Raw genomic sequence first — 14,897 nt, 5'->3', positions numbered from 1 at the left:
CGTCCTCTTGTCGCGCGATTCGCCTTCAGCCCGCCCGCGTGAACCGTGCCCGGAGCGTCACGAGTTGCTCGTCGGCGAGGCCCAGGCCGTCGCGCGCGTAGTCCTCGATGGTGCCGTAGCAGGCACGCAGCTCGTCGAGCGCGGCATCCAAGTAGTTGTCGCGCACACCGAGGAGCGGGCGGATCAGCTCAGGATCCACGCCCTTGCTCGCGATGAACGCGAGGATCGGATCCGTCATCGGCGCGAGGTCCACGTTGGTCTGGAGATAGTCGGCGCGGATGTCGGCTTCGTCTGCTCCGAGGAGCAGGAGGAACGATGCGGCGGCCCAGCCGGTGCGGTCCTTGCCCGTGGTGCAGTGGAACAGGGCCGCGCCCGTGCGGTTCTCGTCGATGAGGTCCAGGTAGAAGGCACGGTAGGCGGCGAGGGCGGAGGGCAGGCTGATGAAGTTGCGGTTGGCCTCCTCCAACTGTGCGATGACCTGACCCTGGGTCACCGTCGCGGCGTACGCGGCGGGGTCCTTGAGCAACAGACCGGTCGCGGCCGCGTTGTCGGCGTTGTCCGCGAGGACGTCGAGCCAGAGCACGCGCGTCGCCTCCGGGACGTTGTCGAGGGCGCCTTCGCGTTCGGCCTCGGTGCGGAAGTCGTACACCGTCTCGACGTCGAGCTCCGCGAAGGTCGCGACGTCGTCTCCCGCGAGCTTGGCCAGCGTCGCCGACCGGTACAGCTCGCCGGGCCGGACGACCCCGCCCACGACGGGGATGCCACCGAGGTCGCGCAGATTCGGGGCGGTCTGCAGGAGGACACGGCGGTCGAACGGTTCGGTGGACATACTGACTCCTCTGGGCGGGGCTGATGCGGTTCGCGGGGCGGATGCGGGACCGGTCGCCGAGGTGTGTCCCCGCTGGTTCACCGGTCCGATTCCCATGTCAGCATCAGAGTAGCGGCGACGGATCACCCGTCGGCAGGTCTCGGACGCTCGAAGTCGCCGTGCTCCGCCCCCGGTCCCGCAGGTGTCGGCCGGTCCCGCCACACGGCACGCAGGACGCGGATCGCCTCGTCGAGGTCGACCGACTCGCGCTTGCCGGCCGCCGCGAGCTGCCGTGCGGCGGCGAGGACGTCGCGAGGGGTGGCCGACGCCGTCGTGCTGACGCGGGTGCCACTGCCGATCCGGGTGACCAGGAAGCCCTCGGCCTCGAGCGATCGGTACGCCTTCGCGACGGTTCCGGGCGCGATGCCGAGGTCGCTCGCGAGCTGGCGAACGGAGGGCAACCGCTGATTCGCGGCGAGGATGCCCGTCGTGATGAATCCGCGGATCTGATCCTGGATCTGGTCGACGAGTGCGGCGCCGTGCTCGGTGAGGCTGATGATCATGCGGGCACGGGTGCGGTGAGTCGCCGCGAGCGGACCAGCACGACGGACGCCAGTGTGAACCACCACATCGTGAACCCGGCGACGACAGCGATCGCCGCGGACCAGTACAGGGCCGGGCCGAGTGCAGCGAAGGAGGGGCTGATCTCGATCCAACCGATCGCCCCGCCCTCGAACCCGCCTCGGAGGGAGGCGGCGCTCGCGAGCGACTGCAGAACCGTGCCGATGTGGAGGAGCAACCCGCCGGTCGCCACTCGCAGGACGCTGCGGATTCGCGCGGACCGCTCCGCGGCATCGCCTTCCGCATCTGCCCCGGGCGCCGGCCGCGAGATCAGATGCAGTGCGAGCAGGGTGATCGCCAGGATCAGTGCGATCGCGAGCAGGCACGGGACCGAGAACCACCACCCGTAGATCGTCGAACCCGCGCTCGTCGAGGCCGAGAGCCGCACCTCGAAATTCACGTACCTGCCCGCGTCATCGGCGTGCGAGGCGAACCCTGCAAGGAGGGCGAGCACGACGGAGACCGCGACCGCGACGCCGACGGTCCAGAGCCATGGTCGCGAGGCGAAGGTCAGGATCGTGCGGGGCTCGAGCGCAGCAGCACCGGGCGGCCCAGGGGCGGGACGCGGCGCGATCAGGAACGCCAACGCGACGACGCACAGGACGAGCGGCGCGAGGTGCCGGGCGAGTTGCATGATGAGGAAGGCGTCCTCGCCGAGCGGCGCCACCCACGTCGGCCACACGCTCCACGCCGTGTAGCTGACCATGAGCGCGAGGGCGATCGCCATCCCGATTGCCGTCCAGAGGCGGACGGGCCGCGGGAGATCCACGTGCCCCCGTCTCCCGAGGAACAGCGCGACGAGTGCGACCAGCAGGCCGACGGTCGCCGGTCCGTACTGGATGAACTGTATGAGCAACACCGATCGTCCCCCGGAGTGTGTCAGTTGAGTGAGACACAGTGTGTCATAGCAATGGCACACTTTCCAAGGATTCGACGCAATGGGTCCCGTTCATGGGTCCCGTTCATCGGTCCCGCTCATCGGTCCCGCTCATCGGTCCGTTCATCCGGTCCCGACACGACTCGGGCGCGCGACCGCGGTGAAGCGGTCGCGCGCCCGAGCGGCCTGTTGCGCTTAGCTGATGTCGTCGCTCGCGACGGCGTCAGTGCGACGGCGACGGAACGCGAGGATGCTCACGACACCGAGGCCGAGGAGCGAAGCGAGCAGCGCTGCCAGGCCGAGAGGGCCGGCATCGAAACCGGTCGACGCGAGGCCGCCGGATGCGGCGGTGCCGGAACCGCTGCCCGTGCCGCCCGTGGGCGTCACCGTCGGCGTGACGGTCGGCTGGGGCGAGGGCTGTGGCGTCGACGATGCCGTGACGGTCACCCGGATGGCCGCCTTGCCCGAGACACCGTCGGTGTTCGTGACCTGGTAGGAGACATCGGCCACGGCGCCCGCGAAGCCTGCGGTCGGGGTGAACACGACGGTGCCGTTGGACAGCGTGAAGACGCCGCCGGTCACGGTCAGCTGCGTGGTCGGGTCGCCGTCCGCATCGAGGAGCGTGAGTGTCGTCGCATCGACGAGCGGTTCGCCTGGCAGACCGTCGTTCGCGAGGACGTCGATCGTGACCGGCTGCGTGTTCGGCGTGGTCGCGGTGTCATCGACGAGCGTCGTCGTCCGGAGAACGTCGATGTCCGAGGTGGAACGCTGCAGGAACGTTCCGGAGAAGTTCCACGCGGGCCAGATCGGGCCCGGGTACGCCATGTCCCACGAGACGGTGTTCGAGGCGGACGAACTGAAGCTCCACGAAGCGCCGTCGGCCGCGAGGACGAAGTTGCCGCTGTCGCCCCAGACGGCGGTCTGCGTCTCACCGTGGGGGAGTCGGAGCGGGTTCGCCGTGCTCTGGCCCACGGTCACGGCGGGCAGCGTCACCGTCTGGTCCTGCGCAAACACCTGTGCGAGGAGCGGGAGGCCGCCGAGCGGGCTGAGATCCGTGATGTGGTTCCCCTGAAGCCGGACATTGTCGAGCGCTGCGATCGTCGACAGGGGGGCGACATCACTGATGTCGTTGCCGTCCAGGAACAGCTGGAAGATCTTCGTGAGTCCCGAGAGTGGGGTGAGATCAACGATGTCGTTGTCGCTCGCGTAGAGAGCGGCCAGGTTGGTCAGCCCCGCGAGCGGAGCGAGGTCCGACACGGTATTGGCGTTCATCACGAGCCCGGAGAGCTGCGAGAGACCCGCCAGTGGGGTGAGATCGGTGACCTGGTTGCGCGAGACGTCGAGCGACTTCAACTGCGTGAGGCCACTGATCGGAGTGAGGTCCGAGTAGGAATTGCCCCCAGCGGAGAGGTAGACGAGGTTCGTGAGTGATGCCAGCGGGCCGAGGTCGGCGATCTGGTCGTTGGAGATGTTGATCTGGGTGAGCTTGGTCATTCCCGTGAGCGGGGCGAGCTCGGACAGGGGACCGCCTGTGATCGTCAGATCCCAGAGTGACGTCAACGCCTGAATGCCGTCGAGGCTCGCGATGCCGGAGCAGTACAGCTGGGTGATCCCCGCCGCCTGGGCAGTCGAGACGGAGGCGGTCGCCGGCTGTCCGAGCGACTGGTTCACGCACGCCCGCAGGCCGGGATCCGTGAAGACGACATCGGCCGCGTTCGCGGGTGATGCGACGAGGAGGGAAGCGGCGACCATGGTGGTCACGACGGCCAGTGAGCCGAACGCCCGCCTGAGGCGCGGAGGTCTGGGACTCTGCGGTGTGCTGGCCCGGGTTGGTGTGCGTGTCATTCGTGTTCCTTCGGGAGCGCCCACCCCTGCCTGCCGACGGTGTCGGGACAGCGGAATGAGCTGACGAAAGCCCCAGGACGATTCGGGAATCACTGGTGCTTGCCTGCCCAGACGCCCGCCCCCGCGGATCGTGACGCGAAATGCAGCCAATCGGCTGAATTCTTTTGCTCCGCGTCACGGAACCGCCTGCTCCGCGTCTGAGCGCGTGAGAGAAAGTTGAGGCGCACGAGCCATGAACCACACCGAACACGCCCCGGCAGAGCAGCACTACGAAGTGTTTCCATCAAAACGATCGGGGCGACTCATCCGCGTGAACTGCGAATGCGGCATCGGCCGGCACCACTCCTACGAGGAATGGATCGATGAAGGCTGTCCATCGGTCGACGGTTCGACGTCGGGCCGACCCGTCGTCGGGGTGGAGCGCCGCCGCCCGCTGGTGAGTGGGTGGCGTTGACCCGAATCATCGCCACCCACCATGCCGGCCGGCATCACGCGCCGAGCGAGCCTCGGCGCGCGGAGCGTCACGGTGTCACCCGAATGGACACCGTGACGTTCGCCAGCTCAGACGCGCTCGTGGGCGGATCGTGACGCGATCCGCCCGGTGATTCGTTCGGTGATTCGCGAGCCGTTCGTGGTCACAGGTCGTTTCCCTCCGCCGCCGGCAGGTCGAACCGCATCGAGACCGTCGGCCCCCATCGATCGCCGGAGCCGAAACGGGCGGAGATGACGTAGGCGCCGGCGAGCGGTCCCCAGGATGCTGTGCCGTCCCATCGGTACCACTCGCCGGCTTCACCGAGTTCGGCTTCGAACCAGTCGCCGTCGGCATCGATGCGGATCTGGACCGTGCCTGGCGTGGAACTGGTGATCGCATAGGAGACGAGTCGCCCCTCGACGATGGCTCCGATTTCGGGCTCGGCGGCGAGCGAGAACGACGAGCTGGCGACAGGCGATGCGGCGCCTGCGGCGGTCATCTGCTGCGCGGTGAGCTCGTGGGTTCCGCGGGTGTAGCCGGTGAGTTGACCCGTCGACCACGCGCCGTCCGGCCCGGCGATCACCTGGACCGGCGAGCCGCGGCCGTTGCTGACCGTGACGACGGCTCCGGGATCGGCGATGCCGAACGCGACGGGGTACCAGAGGCCAGCGCTCCCGGGACCGGTGTCGATGTGGGAGATCACGGGGGCATCCGTGGGCCGCGATGGAGGGGCGGGATGGTCGGTGGAGAGGGTCGTGTCGATCGCCGGTGGGGCGGCCCACACCGGGACGAGCGGGGAGCGCGGAGGAGGGGTGAGGAGCGGATCAGGTCGCATCTGCCCGGTCGGTTCCGCCGTGTACTCCGGCAGCGGCTCGGGGCGGTCCGGGCCCTGCGATGCGGACGCCTCAGGCAGTTCGCGGTAGGTTCCCGGGCCCGGCGAACCCTGCCCGGCGGTCAACAGGATCGCGATCACCGATCCGGTGACGACGACCGCGGCGGCCGCTGCAACCCCACGAGTGAGGGAACCGGAACCGTGGCCGCCTGCCGCGAGCGGGGCCGGGGCCGGGGTCGTGCTCGTGGATGCGGTCGGCTGCGACGGATGCGCGTCGACGGGGGCCTGCGATGCCTCAGGGCGGTTCGCATCGGCCGACCACAGTGCATACGTCGACGCCCCGACCGAACCGATGAGCGGCAGCAGCGCCCAAGGGAGCACGGCTTCGACCCGTCGTGCCTCCGCGGCGGCCCGCGAACACGAATCGCACTCGTCGAGGTGCGCTTCGACCTTCTCCCGCTCGCGTTTCGCGATCTTCTTCCGCATGTACTGGCCGAGACGTTCGATGGTCCAGCGGTGCTCGTGCTCTAAGGCTGTCGATGACAGGTGCGCTTGGATCCACGCCTGCCGCAACCCCTCTTTCGCGCGATATGCCAATGCGGAAACCGAATTCGCGGACATGCCGAGAATCGGTGCGATGTCGCGCGGATTCATCCCCTCGACTTCGGTGTACCAGAGCACTTGCCGCCATCGCTCCGGCAACAACTCGAATGCCCGCGCGACCAGCTGACGGTCGACTCCCGCTGACGCGGCCGTTTCGTCCGTGTTCGGATCGGCGAGCGATTCCGCGTGCTCGAGCGAGTCCGGTCGTTTTCTCCGGCTCCACGTCACCGCGACGTTCTGGATGGTGCGCACGAGATACGCGCGAAAGGCGGTCGTCGGACCGCCGCCCGCCCGGATCGACCGGAAGATGCGCGTGAACGCCTCCGAGACGAGGTCGTCCGGGTCGAACGTTCCGGTGAAGGAACGCGCGGCGGCTCTGCCTGAGGAGGCGTGTCGATGCCAGAGTTCTGCATAGGCCGAGACGTCGCCCCTGCGGGTGCGCTCGACGAGTTCTGCGTCGGTATTCGGGTACGGTGCTTCGTTCGGGTGTGTCATTGGGCTCCGGGATGCCGCGCGCGACCGGTTTTCGGGACAACAATGATCGCGCTGTACAGGTGTTGACAGCCCACAAGCTAGTACGTGACGCGAATGGGGGGAAGAATTCCATCGGGATTCACATATCGGTGCGGTGATATCTACTGAGCACGGGTGAAATGCGCCCCGATCGCGGGAGGATTGCCTCCCGATCAACGGCTGCCGGGGTCGTCGCGACACGCGACTAGCATCGACGTATGAATCGCACCGACCGGTTGTACGCACTGGTCGAAGAGCTCCGGGCGGCCGCGCCGCGACCCGTCAGTGCCAGACGTCTCGCGGGGCGGTTCGAGGTGAGCACCCGCACGATCGAACGTGATCTGTCGGCGCTCCAGCAGGCGGGCGTGCCCATCTGGGCGGAGCCCGGCAGGACCGGCGGCTACTCCATCGATGTCGCGCACACGCTCGCCCCGCTCGGCTTCACGGTCGACGAGGCGCTCGCCGTCACCATCGGCCTCGGCATGCTCTCCACCAGCCCGTTCCGCGCCGCCGCGACCACCGCGTTGCGCAAGGTCGTCGCTGTGATGGACCAGAGCACGCTCCACGAGACGGCGGAACTGGCATCGCGCATCCACCTCCTCGATGACAGCCCCGGGGGAGCGACGGGCTCGGCCGGGGCGGTCCCGGGGGCCGCGGATCCAGGTGCGACCGACGTGCTCGCTGGTGCGCTCGGCGCCGGGAAGGTGCTGCGGATCACCTACCGGGACCGGGACGGCGCCGACACGATCCGCGACGTCGAGCCGCTCGGCTACGTGGGCAAGGGGCGGGACTGGTACCTGATCGGCTGGTGTCGGCTCCGGGACCGCATCCGAGCGTTCCGGGGCGATCGCGTCCTGTCCGCGGAACCGACGGGGGAGCGGGCGCCTCGCCGACCACTCCGCGCCGCAGACCTGGACATCGCCTACGGCACGCTGCGCTCGGTCGGGGTCACGTCCGAGACGTTCTGAAACACCGACATGACGGTGTCGCGGATACGGCGCACCATGGAGGCATCGGGTCGGTCGATCCGTTCGGCGCGTCTCGCCTGATGGGCTCTGTCCCGCCCTGCGTTTCGCGCTGAGACTGGCCCTCCGCCCGCTCTCCGTCTGCTCGAAAGGACCCCCATGGACTTCGCATCGATCCGCATCATCACCGAGGACGTCGACCGCCTCGCCGCCTTCTACGAACTCGTGACCGGCGCGACCGCGGTCCGTCCCGCACCCGTGTTCGCCGAGTTCCGAACGGCCGCAGGCGCCCTCGCGATCGGCAGCACGGCGACCGTCGCCATGCTCGGCGACCGTGCCCCGCAGTCCGGCCGCAACGCCTCGGTGATCATCGAGTTCCTCGTCGCGGACGTCGACGCGGAGTTCGCCCGGCTTCGGGAGGCGCTGGACGACATCGTCCTCGAACCGACCACGATGCCGTGGGGCAACCGCTCGGCGATGTTCCGCGACCCCGACGGGAACCTCGTCAACCTGTTCACGCGGCCTCCTGCCGCCTAGCCCGCCCGCCCTCCTGCGCTCCTGCGCTGCGCTGCCGCACGAGAGAAGGAGAACCGCGCGAGAGGAGGACGATTCGCGCGAATCGGTCCTTCCCTCGTGCGGTTCTCCTCTCCTCAGGCGGTCACGAGCGCTCCGGCGCGTCGGCCACGACGACCTCGACACCGGCAGCGCGCAGCCGCTCCAGCTCGGCGGGATCGGCGGTGCTGTCCGTGATGAGCATCCGCACCTGTTCGATGCCGCACACCTGGGCGAGTGCCGCACGACCGACCTTGGAACCGTCCGCGACGACCACCGTCCGCTGCGCCTTCGTCACCATCGCGAGGTTCGTGCGGGCCTCGGTCTCGTCGTGGGTCGTCACGCCGGCAGAAGCGCTGATGCCGTCGGCGCCGAGGATCGCGGTCCCGACGTTGACGGCCGTGAACGTGTTCTCCGCGAGGGCACCCACCAACTCGAGCGACTGCGGCCGCAGGAAACCGCCCGTCATGACGACGCGAACGCCCGCGAACTCCGAGAGCAGCCCGGCGATCGTCAACGAGTTCGTGACGACCGTGATGTTGTGGTGGTGCGCGAGTTCGCGGGCGACGCTGGCTGTCGTGGTGCCGCCGCAGAGGGCGATGACGTATCGCTCGGACGGAAGCCGGCTGACGAGGGTCTTCGCGATGGCGCGCTTCGCCTCCTGGAACCGCGTGTTGCGGAGGGCCACCGGGATCTCCCGACCGCGGTCGACCGCCGCCGCGCCGCCGTGCGTGCGCAACAGCAGGTTCTGGTCGGCCAGGTCGGAGAGGTCGCGCCTGACCGTCGCCGCGGACACGGACAGGCCGTCGGAGAGCTCTGCGAGACCGACGGTCCCGCGCTCCGAGACGAGCTCCAGGATCTGCACCATCCGGCGCGCGCGACGACCAGAGGTGACGCGTTCGATCAGAGTCTCTGCGGTCGGTGCTGCCATCGGTGTCCCATCGTCGATTGCGCTCATTTGGCGCGAAGTGATCACTACTCTTGAGCACTTTGGGCCTGATTCGCTCATTTTCTTGCGTGGTACGGACACGCTATCGCATGATCGCTGCATGCCTCAGATTGTTTTCCTCGGAGCGGGGAGCGTCGTCTTCACCCGCCAACTGCTCGCCGACATCTTCCGATTCGACGACCTCCCGCCGCTGCGGATCGTGCTCCACGACATCGACGCGGAACGTCTCGAGGTGGCCCGCGGCACCGCAGAACAGGTCGCGGAGCGCTTCGGTCGCAGCGCCCGGATCGTCGCGACCCTCGACCGCCGTGAAGCGCTCACCGGCGCCGACTTCGTGATCAACATGATTCAGGTGGGCGGCATCGACGCGACTCGCATCGACCTCGAAGTGCCTGCCGCGGCCGGCCTGCTGCAGACCATCGGCGACACGACCGGTGTCGGCGGCGTCTTCCGGGCGCTGCGCACGTTCCCGGTCCTGTCCGGCATCGCCGCCGACATGCTCGAACTGTGCCCGGACGCCTGGTTCCTCAACTACACGAACCCGATGGCGATGAACGTGTGGTGGATGTCGGTCGTCGCGCCCGGCATCAAGACGGTCGGCCTGTGCCACAGCGTCTACTGGACGGTCCACGACCTCTGTGCGCTCATCGGCGTCCCGATGGAGGGCACGCACTACCGCGCCGCCGGCGTCAACCACCAGGCGTGGCTCGTCGAGTGGTCGCGCGACGGCGAGGACCTGTACCCGCGGCTGCGCGAGGCGATCGAACGCGATCCGGAACTGCGTCGCCGCGTGCGCGTTGAGATCTTCAGCCGCATCGGCTACTACCCGACGGAGACGAGCGAGCACTCGTCCGAGTACCTGTCGTGGTTCCTCCGCTCCCCGGAGCAAATCGAGCGATTCCGGCTGCAGCCGCTCGAGTACATCGGCATCTCCGAGGAGAACGTCGCCGAATTCGAGCACGCACGCGCCGCCCTCGCCAAGGGTGAAGCCCTCGAGCTGGAGGACGGCGCCGCCGAGTACGCGCCACAGGTCATCCACTCGATCCTCACCGGAACCGAGCGGATCATCCACGCGAACGTCGTCAACCAGGGGCTCATCTCGAACCTTCCGGAGGGGGCGGTCGTCGAGGTGCCGAGCCGGGTCGATGCGACGGGCGTGCACCCGCTGCCGTTCGGAGACATCCCCGTGCAGGGCGCTGCGCTCAACCGCACGTATCTGTCGGTCGCGCAGCTCGCGATCGAAGCCGCTCGGACGGGAGATCCGGAACTCGTCCGCCGTGCCGTCCTGACCGATCCCAATGCCAGCTCCTCGCTCACGCCCGAGCAGATCTGGGCGCTGTGCGACGAGCTCACCGCCCGTCACGCGGCGCTCCTGCCCGTCGCCCTCGGCGGCACTCTCGACGTGCCCGCGACCGTGCCGGCGTCGGCACTCGCACTCTGACCCTCGCCGCCACGAACGCGCACCAGAACTGAGCGATTGACGCAGTTCCGTCATCGATCGCTCAGTGAACCTGCACCTGTACCAGCCTCGCCCCGCCCTGACCCTGCCCGACCCGACCCCGGCCGATCGTCCTCAGCTGAGCGATCCGGCCCACCACCATCCACGAGAGGAACCAACGATGATGACTCCACGTAGCAAGCGCGTGCTCCGCATAACGGGCGCGCTGGTGGCAACCGCCGTCGCCGCCGCACTGTCCGGGTGCAGCGGATCGCAGGGCTCGACCACCCTCGACACGTCAGCCAACGTCAAGATCACGGTGTGGTCCGGGCAGACGGACGCCGCCGAGAAGAAGATCGAAGCCCTCGCCGACGAGTTCGAGCAGGCGAACCCCAACGTCACGATCGACATCTCGCCCGGCGCATCGTCGACCGACCAGCTCCTGCAGAAGCTCTCAGCAGGCTTCGCGGGCAACCAGTACCCGGACATGTCCTACTCCTTCGGATCGTGGGCCGGGCAGCTCGAGGCATCGGGTCGGACCCTCGACATCTCCGACGTGGTGAAGCAGCCGGACGTGAAGTGGGACGAGTTCACGGCGGCCGCCCGCGGCACCGCCCAGCCGACGGGGAAGAAGGTCATCGGTTTCCCCGCGGTCGTGGACAACATCGGTCTGCTCTACAACAAGACCCTCTTCGACAAGGCCGGCCTCGCCTACCCGACCGCCGACTGGACCTGGGACGACTTCCGATCCGCGGCCAAGACGCTCACCGACCCCGCCAACCACATCTATGGCTACGGTTACTCGGTGTCCGGCAGCGAGGAGACGACCTGGCAGTTCTGGCCCCACCTCTGGCAGAACGGCGGATCGATCCTCGACACGGCCGGGACCAAGGCCGAGTTCGCATCCGACGAAGGCGTCGACGCACTCACCTTCCTGCAGTCGATGGCGATCGATGACAAGAGCGTCTACCTCGACCAGACGGACACGAAGTTCGGGCAGCTGTTCGTGAGCGACCGCATCGGCATGATCACCTCCGGCCCCTGGCAGCTCTCGGACCTGAAGATCGGCGGCACCAGCTACGGCGTCTCACCGCTCCCCGGAACCGACGGAGACCACCAGACGGTCTCCGGCCCGGACATCTGGGCGCTGTTCGACCACAAGGACGCCAACCGGGCGCACTGGGCGACCGAGTTCGCGAAGTGGCTCACCTCGGCCGAACAGGACGAACGCTTCAACGTCGCGATCGGCAACCTGCCGTTGCGGTCCTCGGAGGCGTCGTCCGATGCGGTCGCCGCCGAAGCCGCCGAGTTCCCCGGCTACGAGGTGTTCGTCGCCAACTCCGAGAACGTGAAGCAGACCCGTCCGACGACGAAGGGCTACGCGGCCCTGTCCGTGGCGATCGGCAAGGCGATCTCGCAGGTGCTCCAGGGCAAGGGCGAACCCAAGGAAGCCCTCGAGCAGGCCGCGAAGACCGCCGACGCCGACCTGGGCGAGTAGGAGGCGGTCATGGCGAACACGACCGCTCCACCGATCACGCCGAGGTCGGCGCGGGGATCGACCCCTCCGTCGGACCAGGGACCCAACGGCCCCGGCTCCGGTTCAGGGCCCGATTCCGGTTCCGGCTCGACCCCCGGTCCCCGCCGCGCACGCACGCGCGGCGGGAACCGCAAGGGCGTCGTCTCGGCGCTCACCGGGTGGGGCTTCGTCGCCCCCGCGACCATCATCATCCTCGGCCTGTCGATCTTCCCGGCGCTGTGGGCGTTCGTCCTCTCCTTCCAGAACTGGGACGGGTTCAGTGAGGCGACGTGGGTCGGCGGGGACAACTACTCCAAGCTGCTGTCCGACGAGGACTTCGGCAACGCCGTGCTCAACACCGTCGGCTTCACGCTGCTGTTCGTACCGGCATCGGTCCTGCTCGGCCTCTTCCTCGCGGTTTCGCTCAATCGTCGAATCCGCTGGATGGGCTTCTACCGAACGGCGATCTTCGTCCCGTTCGTCGCCTCCGCGGCATCGACCGGCATCCTCTCCACCTACCTGTTCAGCCCGCAGTTCGGGCTCGTGAACAATGTGCTGCGGGTGCTCAACCTCCCGCAGCAGGGCTGGTTGGACGACCCTCGCCAGGCGATGCTCGTCATCGCGATCATGTCGTTGTGGGGATCGGCCGCCTTCACGACGGTCATCTATCTGGCGGCGCTGCAGGACGTCCCGGGCGACCTCATCGAAGCGGCACGCATCGACGGCGCGAACCGATGGCAGACCTTCTGGCGGATCGTCTGGCCGCAGCTCGCCCCCGTCACCGTCTTCGTCGCGATCTGGCAGACGATCCAGGCCATCCAACTGTTCGACCTCGTCTACACGACGACGCGCGGCGGCCCGCTCGACTCGACGAAGACGATCGTCTACTTCCTGTACGACAAGGCGTTCCACGCGCTGCAGTTCGGCTACGGCTCCGCCGCCGCCTACGTCCTGTTCGCGGCGACGCTCCTCATCACCATCGGTGTCGTCGTGTTCTCGCGGCGCAAGGGTTCGGAGGTCTTCTGATGACCAACACTGTTCTGTCCAGGGCGGTCACGTCGTCCGAACAGGTGGCGGACCGCATCACCGACGGCCGCATCCAACGCAGGCGGCGCATGAGCGGATGGCACTTCGTGCTGTTCCCCATCGCGATCCTCTTCCTCGTCCCGTTCCTGCAGATGGCGCTCGCGTCGTTCTCGCCGGCGAAGGAGCTCGTGGCGTTCCCACCGCCGTTCATCCCCTCGCACTTCACGATCGACGGCTACGTGAAACTGTTCGGGCAGACCGACATCCTGCTGTGGCTCGGCAACACCGTCATCGTCTCCGCGACCGCGGTCGTGTCGAACCTCGTCCTCTGCTCGCTCGCGGGCTACGGGTTCGCGCGGCTCAAGTTCGCCGGCCGCAGCTTCGGCTTCCTCATGATCCTCGCCACGATCATGATCCCGACGCAGCTCCTCATGATCCCGACGTACATCCTGTTCGCGACCCTCGGCCTCCTCAACGGCCTGGGCGCGGCGATCGTCCCGTGGCTCGCGACCGCGTTCGGGATCTTCCTGATGCGGCAGTTCTTCCTCTCCCTCCCCGCGGAACTGGAGGAGGCGGGGGCGATCGACGGCTGCAATCGCTGGCAGATCTTCTTCCGCATCGTGCTCCCGCTCGCGAAGCCGGCGCTGGCGACGCTCGCGATCTTCACGCTGCTCAGCGCCTGGAACGACCTCGTCTGGCCGCTCATCGCGATCAACGACCAGAGTGCGTTTACGCTGCAGTTGGGCATCGCGAACTTCCAGGGCGCACACCAGACCGATTGGAGCCTGATCATGGCCGGCAATGTCATCGCGACGCTCCCGCTCATCCTCTTCTTCCTGTTCGCGCAGCGGCAGTTCATCGCGACGATGACGTTCTCAGGACTCAAGGGATGAGCGGCGTCGACGTGCTCGTGGTGGGCGACGCGAACCCGGATCTGCTGTTGACGGGTGACACGGTGCCGCGCTTCGGCCAGGCGGAGCAGTTGCTCGACTCGGCGGATCTCGTGCTCGGCGGGAGCGCGGCGATCGTCGCGTGCGGTCTGGCGAGGCTGGGGGTGCGCACGGCGCTCGTGTCCGTGGTGGGCGACGACCAGTTCGGCGCGTTCGTGCGCGGGTGCCTGCAGGAGCGCGGTGTCGATGACTCCGCGGTGATGACGCACCCGACGGTGCCGACCGGGCTGTCCGTGGTCCTGTCGGAACCGCGCGACCGTGCCATCCTGACGCTGCCGGGGACGATCCCGCTGCTCGGGCTCGATGCGGTTCGGGACGCCGTCGAGCGCCTGGTGCCGCGGCACGTCCACATCGCGTCCTATTTCCTGCAGCCGACGCTCGCCGCCGGGTTGCCAGGCTTCCTCGAGTGGCTCGCGGATCGCGGCGTGACCGTGAGTCTCGACACCAATTGGGACCCCGCCGAGCACTGGGCGGGCCTCGAGGAGGTGCTGCCGCGCGTGGACGTGTTCCTGCCGAACCGAGAGGAGGCGCTCGCTGTCGCGACCGTGCTCGCGGGGCGGCCGATCACTGACCTCGACGAGGCGGCCGTGAGTCTCTCCGCGACGGGCTGCCGAGTCGTCGTGAAGTCCGGGGCCGATGGCGGAGTTGCGTACGACGGCGGCACGCACACCGCTTCCGGTGCGGGACTCGTGCTCGACGTGGTCGACACGACGGGCGCCGGCGACAGCTTCGACGCCGGCTACCTGGCATCGATCGTCCGTGGCATCGGTGCAGAGGAGGAGCGCCTGCGATGGGCTGCTGTGGCCGGATCGCTCTCGGTGCGCGGCTTCGGTGGGACGGCGGCGCAGGCGACCGTGGAGGAGCTCGTCGGCGCCCTCGTGTGAAGGGGGTCGGGGCACTTCGACAGGCTCAGCGACCGGACTCTGGCCC

The 14,897-nt window shown here is 68.3% G+C and carries 14 protein-coding genes; 8 read left to right on the top strand and 6 right to left on the bottom strand.

What is annotated here, in order from left to right; translation table 11 throughout:
• Window positions 1–25: 25 nt before the first annotated feature.
• The 4 genes from ACQ3HB_RS02530 to ACQ3HB_RS02515 all read right to left on the bottom strand — a co-directional run bounded on the left by ACQ3HB_RS02530 (window position 26) and on the right by ACQ3HB_RS02515 (window position 4,058).
• A complete protein-coding gene (locus tag ACQ3HB_RS02530) occupies window positions 26–829 on the bottom strand; it encodes a tyrosine-protein phosphatase (protein WP_430917432.1) in 804 nt (267 codons plus the stop codon).
• Between the two features lie 122 nt (window positions 830–951).
• Window positions 952–1,371, bottom strand: a complete 420-nt coding sequence (locus tag ACQ3HB_RS02525) for a GntR family transcriptional regulator (protein ID WP_430917430.1) — start codon at window positions 1,369–1,371, stop codon at window positions 952–954.
• Window positions 1,368–2,285, bottom strand: coding sequence for a hypothetical protein (locus ACQ3HB_RS02520; protein ID WP_430917428.1), 918 nt, complete (start codon window positions 2,283–2,285; stop codon window positions 1,368–1,370). The genes ACQ3HB_RS02525 and ACQ3HB_RS02520 overlap by 4 nt, the downstream gene beginning before the upstream one ends.
• A 216-nt stretch (window positions 2,286–2,501) precedes the next feature.
• Window positions 2,502–4,058, bottom strand: coding sequence for an Ig-like domain-containing protein (locus tag ACQ3HB_RS02515; protein ID WP_430917754.1), 1,557 nt, complete (start codon window positions 4,056–4,058; stop codon window positions 2,502–2,504).
• A gap of 325 nt (window positions 4,059–4,383) precedes the next feature.
• Here ACQ3HB_RS02515 and ACQ3HB_RS02510 point away from each other — a divergent pair, with 325 nt between their 5' ends.
• Entirely contained in the window at window positions 4,384–4,605 is a 222-nt protein-coding gene (locus ACQ3HB_RS02510) for a hypothetical protein (RefSeq protein ID WP_430917426.1), read from the top strand.
• Window positions 4,606–4,786: 181 nt separating this feature from the next.
• Here the strand turns inward: ACQ3HB_RS02510 and ACQ3HB_RS02505 are convergent, their stop codons facing one another.
• A complete protein-coding gene (locus ACQ3HB_RS02505) occupies window positions 4,787–6,553 on the bottom strand; it encodes a sigma-70 family RNA polymerase sigma factor (protein ID WP_430917424.1) in 1,767 nt (588 codons plus the stop codon).
• Between the two features lie 236 nt (window positions 6,554–6,789).
• Here ACQ3HB_RS02505 and ACQ3HB_RS02500 point away from each other — a divergent pair, with 236 nt between their 5' ends.
• Together ACQ3HB_RS02500 and ACQ3HB_RS02495 are read left to right on the top strand one after the other, a co-directional pair.
• A complete protein-coding gene (locus ACQ3HB_RS02500) occupies window positions 6,790–7,539 on the top strand; it encodes a helix-turn-helix transcriptional regulator (RefSeq protein ID WP_430917423.1) in 750 nt (249 codons plus the stop codon).
• Between the two features lie 156 nt (window positions 7,540–7,695).
• The gene (locus tag ACQ3HB_RS02495) at window positions 7,696–8,073 is read left to right on the top strand and encodes a VOC family protein (RefSeq protein ID WP_430917421.1); all 378 of its coding nucleotides are present in this window, start codon (window positions 7,696–7,698) and stop codon (window positions 8,071–8,073) included.
• A gap of 121 nt (window positions 8,074–8,194) precedes the next feature.
• Here ACQ3HB_RS02495 and ACQ3HB_RS02490 read toward each other — a convergent pair whose 3' ends face one another.
• The gene (locus ACQ3HB_RS02490) at window positions 8,195–9,019 is read right to left on the bottom strand and encodes a DeoR/GlpR family DNA-binding transcription regulator (RefSeq protein WP_430917419.1); all 825 of its coding nucleotides are present in this window, start codon (window positions 9,017–9,019) and stop codon (window positions 8,195–8,197) included.
• A gap of 118 nt (window positions 9,020–9,137) precedes the next feature.
• Here ACQ3HB_RS02490 and melA point away from each other — a divergent pair, with 118 nt between their 5' ends.
• From melA to ACQ3HB_RS02465, 5 genes are all read left to right on the top strand, one after another.
• Window positions 9,138–10,478: an alpha-glucosidase/alpha-galactosidase gene (melA, locus tag ACQ3HB_RS02485; RefSeq protein WP_430917417.1), complete on the top strand. Its 1,341-nt coding sequence runs from the start codon at window positions 9,138–9,140 to the stop codon at window positions 10,476–10,478.
• Between the two features lie 178 nt (window positions 10,479–10,656).
• Window positions 10,657–11,973, top strand: a complete 1,317-nt coding sequence (locus tag ACQ3HB_RS02480; protein ID WP_430917415.1) for an ABC transporter substrate-binding protein — start codon at window positions 10,657–10,659, stop codon at window positions 11,971–11,973.
• 9 nt (window positions 11,974–11,982) lie between these two features.
• The gene (locus tag ACQ3HB_RS02475) at window positions 11,983–13,017 is read left to right on the top strand and encodes a carbohydrate ABC transporter permease (protein ID WP_430917413.1); all 1,035 of its coding nucleotides are present in this window, start codon (window positions 11,983–11,985) and stop codon (window positions 13,015–13,017) included.
• Window positions 13,017–13,910: a carbohydrate ABC transporter permease gene (locus ACQ3HB_RS02470; protein WP_430917411.1), complete on the top strand. Its 894-nt coding sequence runs from the start codon at window positions 13,017–13,019 to the stop codon at window positions 13,908–13,910. The genes ACQ3HB_RS02475 and ACQ3HB_RS02470 overlap by 1 nt, the downstream gene beginning before the upstream one ends.
• A complete protein-coding gene (locus ACQ3HB_RS02465) occupies window positions 13,907–14,851 on the top strand; it encodes a carbohydrate kinase family protein (RefSeq protein WP_430917409.1) in 945 nt (314 codons plus the stop codon). Before ACQ3HB_RS02470 ends, ACQ3HB_RS02465 begins: the two co-directional genes overlap by 4 nt.
• The last annotated feature ends 46 nt before the right edge of the window (window positions 14,852–14,897 follow it).

The sequence above is a fragment of the Plantibacter lichenum genome, from assembly GCF_050587525.1.
GTDB lineage: Bacteria > Actinomycetota > Actinomycetes > Actinomycetales > Microbacteriaceae > Plantibacter.
The sequence above is the reverse complement of the archived record's forward strand: the minus strand, read 5'-3'. Positions and strand labels throughout refer to the sequence as shown.

What these genes read in the sequence shown, in the direction of transcription:
- ACQ3HB_RS02525 (WP_430917430.1), bottom strand. Translation starts at nt 1,371, where the DNA reads ATGATCATCAGCCTCACCGAGCACGGCGCCGCACTCGTCGACCAGATC.
- ACQ3HB_RS02510 (WP_430917426.1), top strand. Translation starts at nt 4,384, where the DNA reads ATGAACCACACCGAACACGCCCCGGCAGAGCAGCACTACGAAGTGTTT.
- ACQ3HB_RS02480 (WP_430917415.1), top strand. Translation starts at nt 10,657, where the DNA reads ATGATGACTCCACGTAGCAAGCGCGTGCTCCGCATAACGGGCGCGCTG.
- ACQ3HB_RS02465 (WP_430917409.1), top strand. Translation starts at nt 13,907, where the DNA reads ATGAGCGGCGTCGACGTGCTCGTGGTGGGCGACGCGAACCCGGATCTG.
- ACQ3HB_RS02505 (WP_430917424.1), bottom strand. Translation starts at nt 6,553, where the DNA reads ATGACACACCCGAACGAAGCACCGTACCCGAATACCGACGCAGAACTC.
- ACQ3HB_RS02495 (WP_430917421.1), top strand. Translation starts at nt 7,696, where the DNA reads ATGGACTTCGCATCGATCCGCATCATCACCGAGGACGTCGACCGCCTC.
- ACQ3HB_RS02530 (WP_430917432.1), bottom strand. Translation starts at nt 829, where the DNA reads ATGTCCACCGAACCGTTCGACCGCCGTGTCCTCCTGCAGACCGCCCCG.
- ACQ3HB_RS02470 (WP_430917411.1), top strand. Translation starts at nt 13,017, where the DNA reads ATGACCAACACTGTTCTGTCCAGGGCGGTCACGTCGTCCGAACAGGTG.
- melA (WP_430917417.1), top strand. Translation starts at nt 9,138, where the DNA reads ATGCCTCAGATTGTTTTCCTCGGAGCGGGGAGCGTCGTCTTCACCCGC.
- ACQ3HB_RS02515 (WP_430917754.1), bottom strand. Translation starts at nt 4,058, where the DNA reads ATGGTCGCCGCTTCCCTCCTCGTCGCATCACCCGCGAACGCGGCCGAT.
- ACQ3HB_RS02490 (WP_430917419.1), bottom strand. Translation starts at nt 9,019, where the DNA reads ATGGCAGCACCGACCGCAGAGACTCTGATCGAACGCGTCACCTCTGGT.
- ACQ3HB_RS02475 (WP_430917413.1), top strand. Translation starts at nt 11,983, where the DNA reads ATGGCGAACACGACCGCTCCACCGATCACGCCGAGGTCGGCGCGGGGA.
- ACQ3HB_RS02500 (WP_430917423.1), top strand. Translation starts at nt 6,790, where the DNA reads ATGAATCGCACCGACCGGTTGTACGCACTGGTCGAAGAGCTCCGGGCG.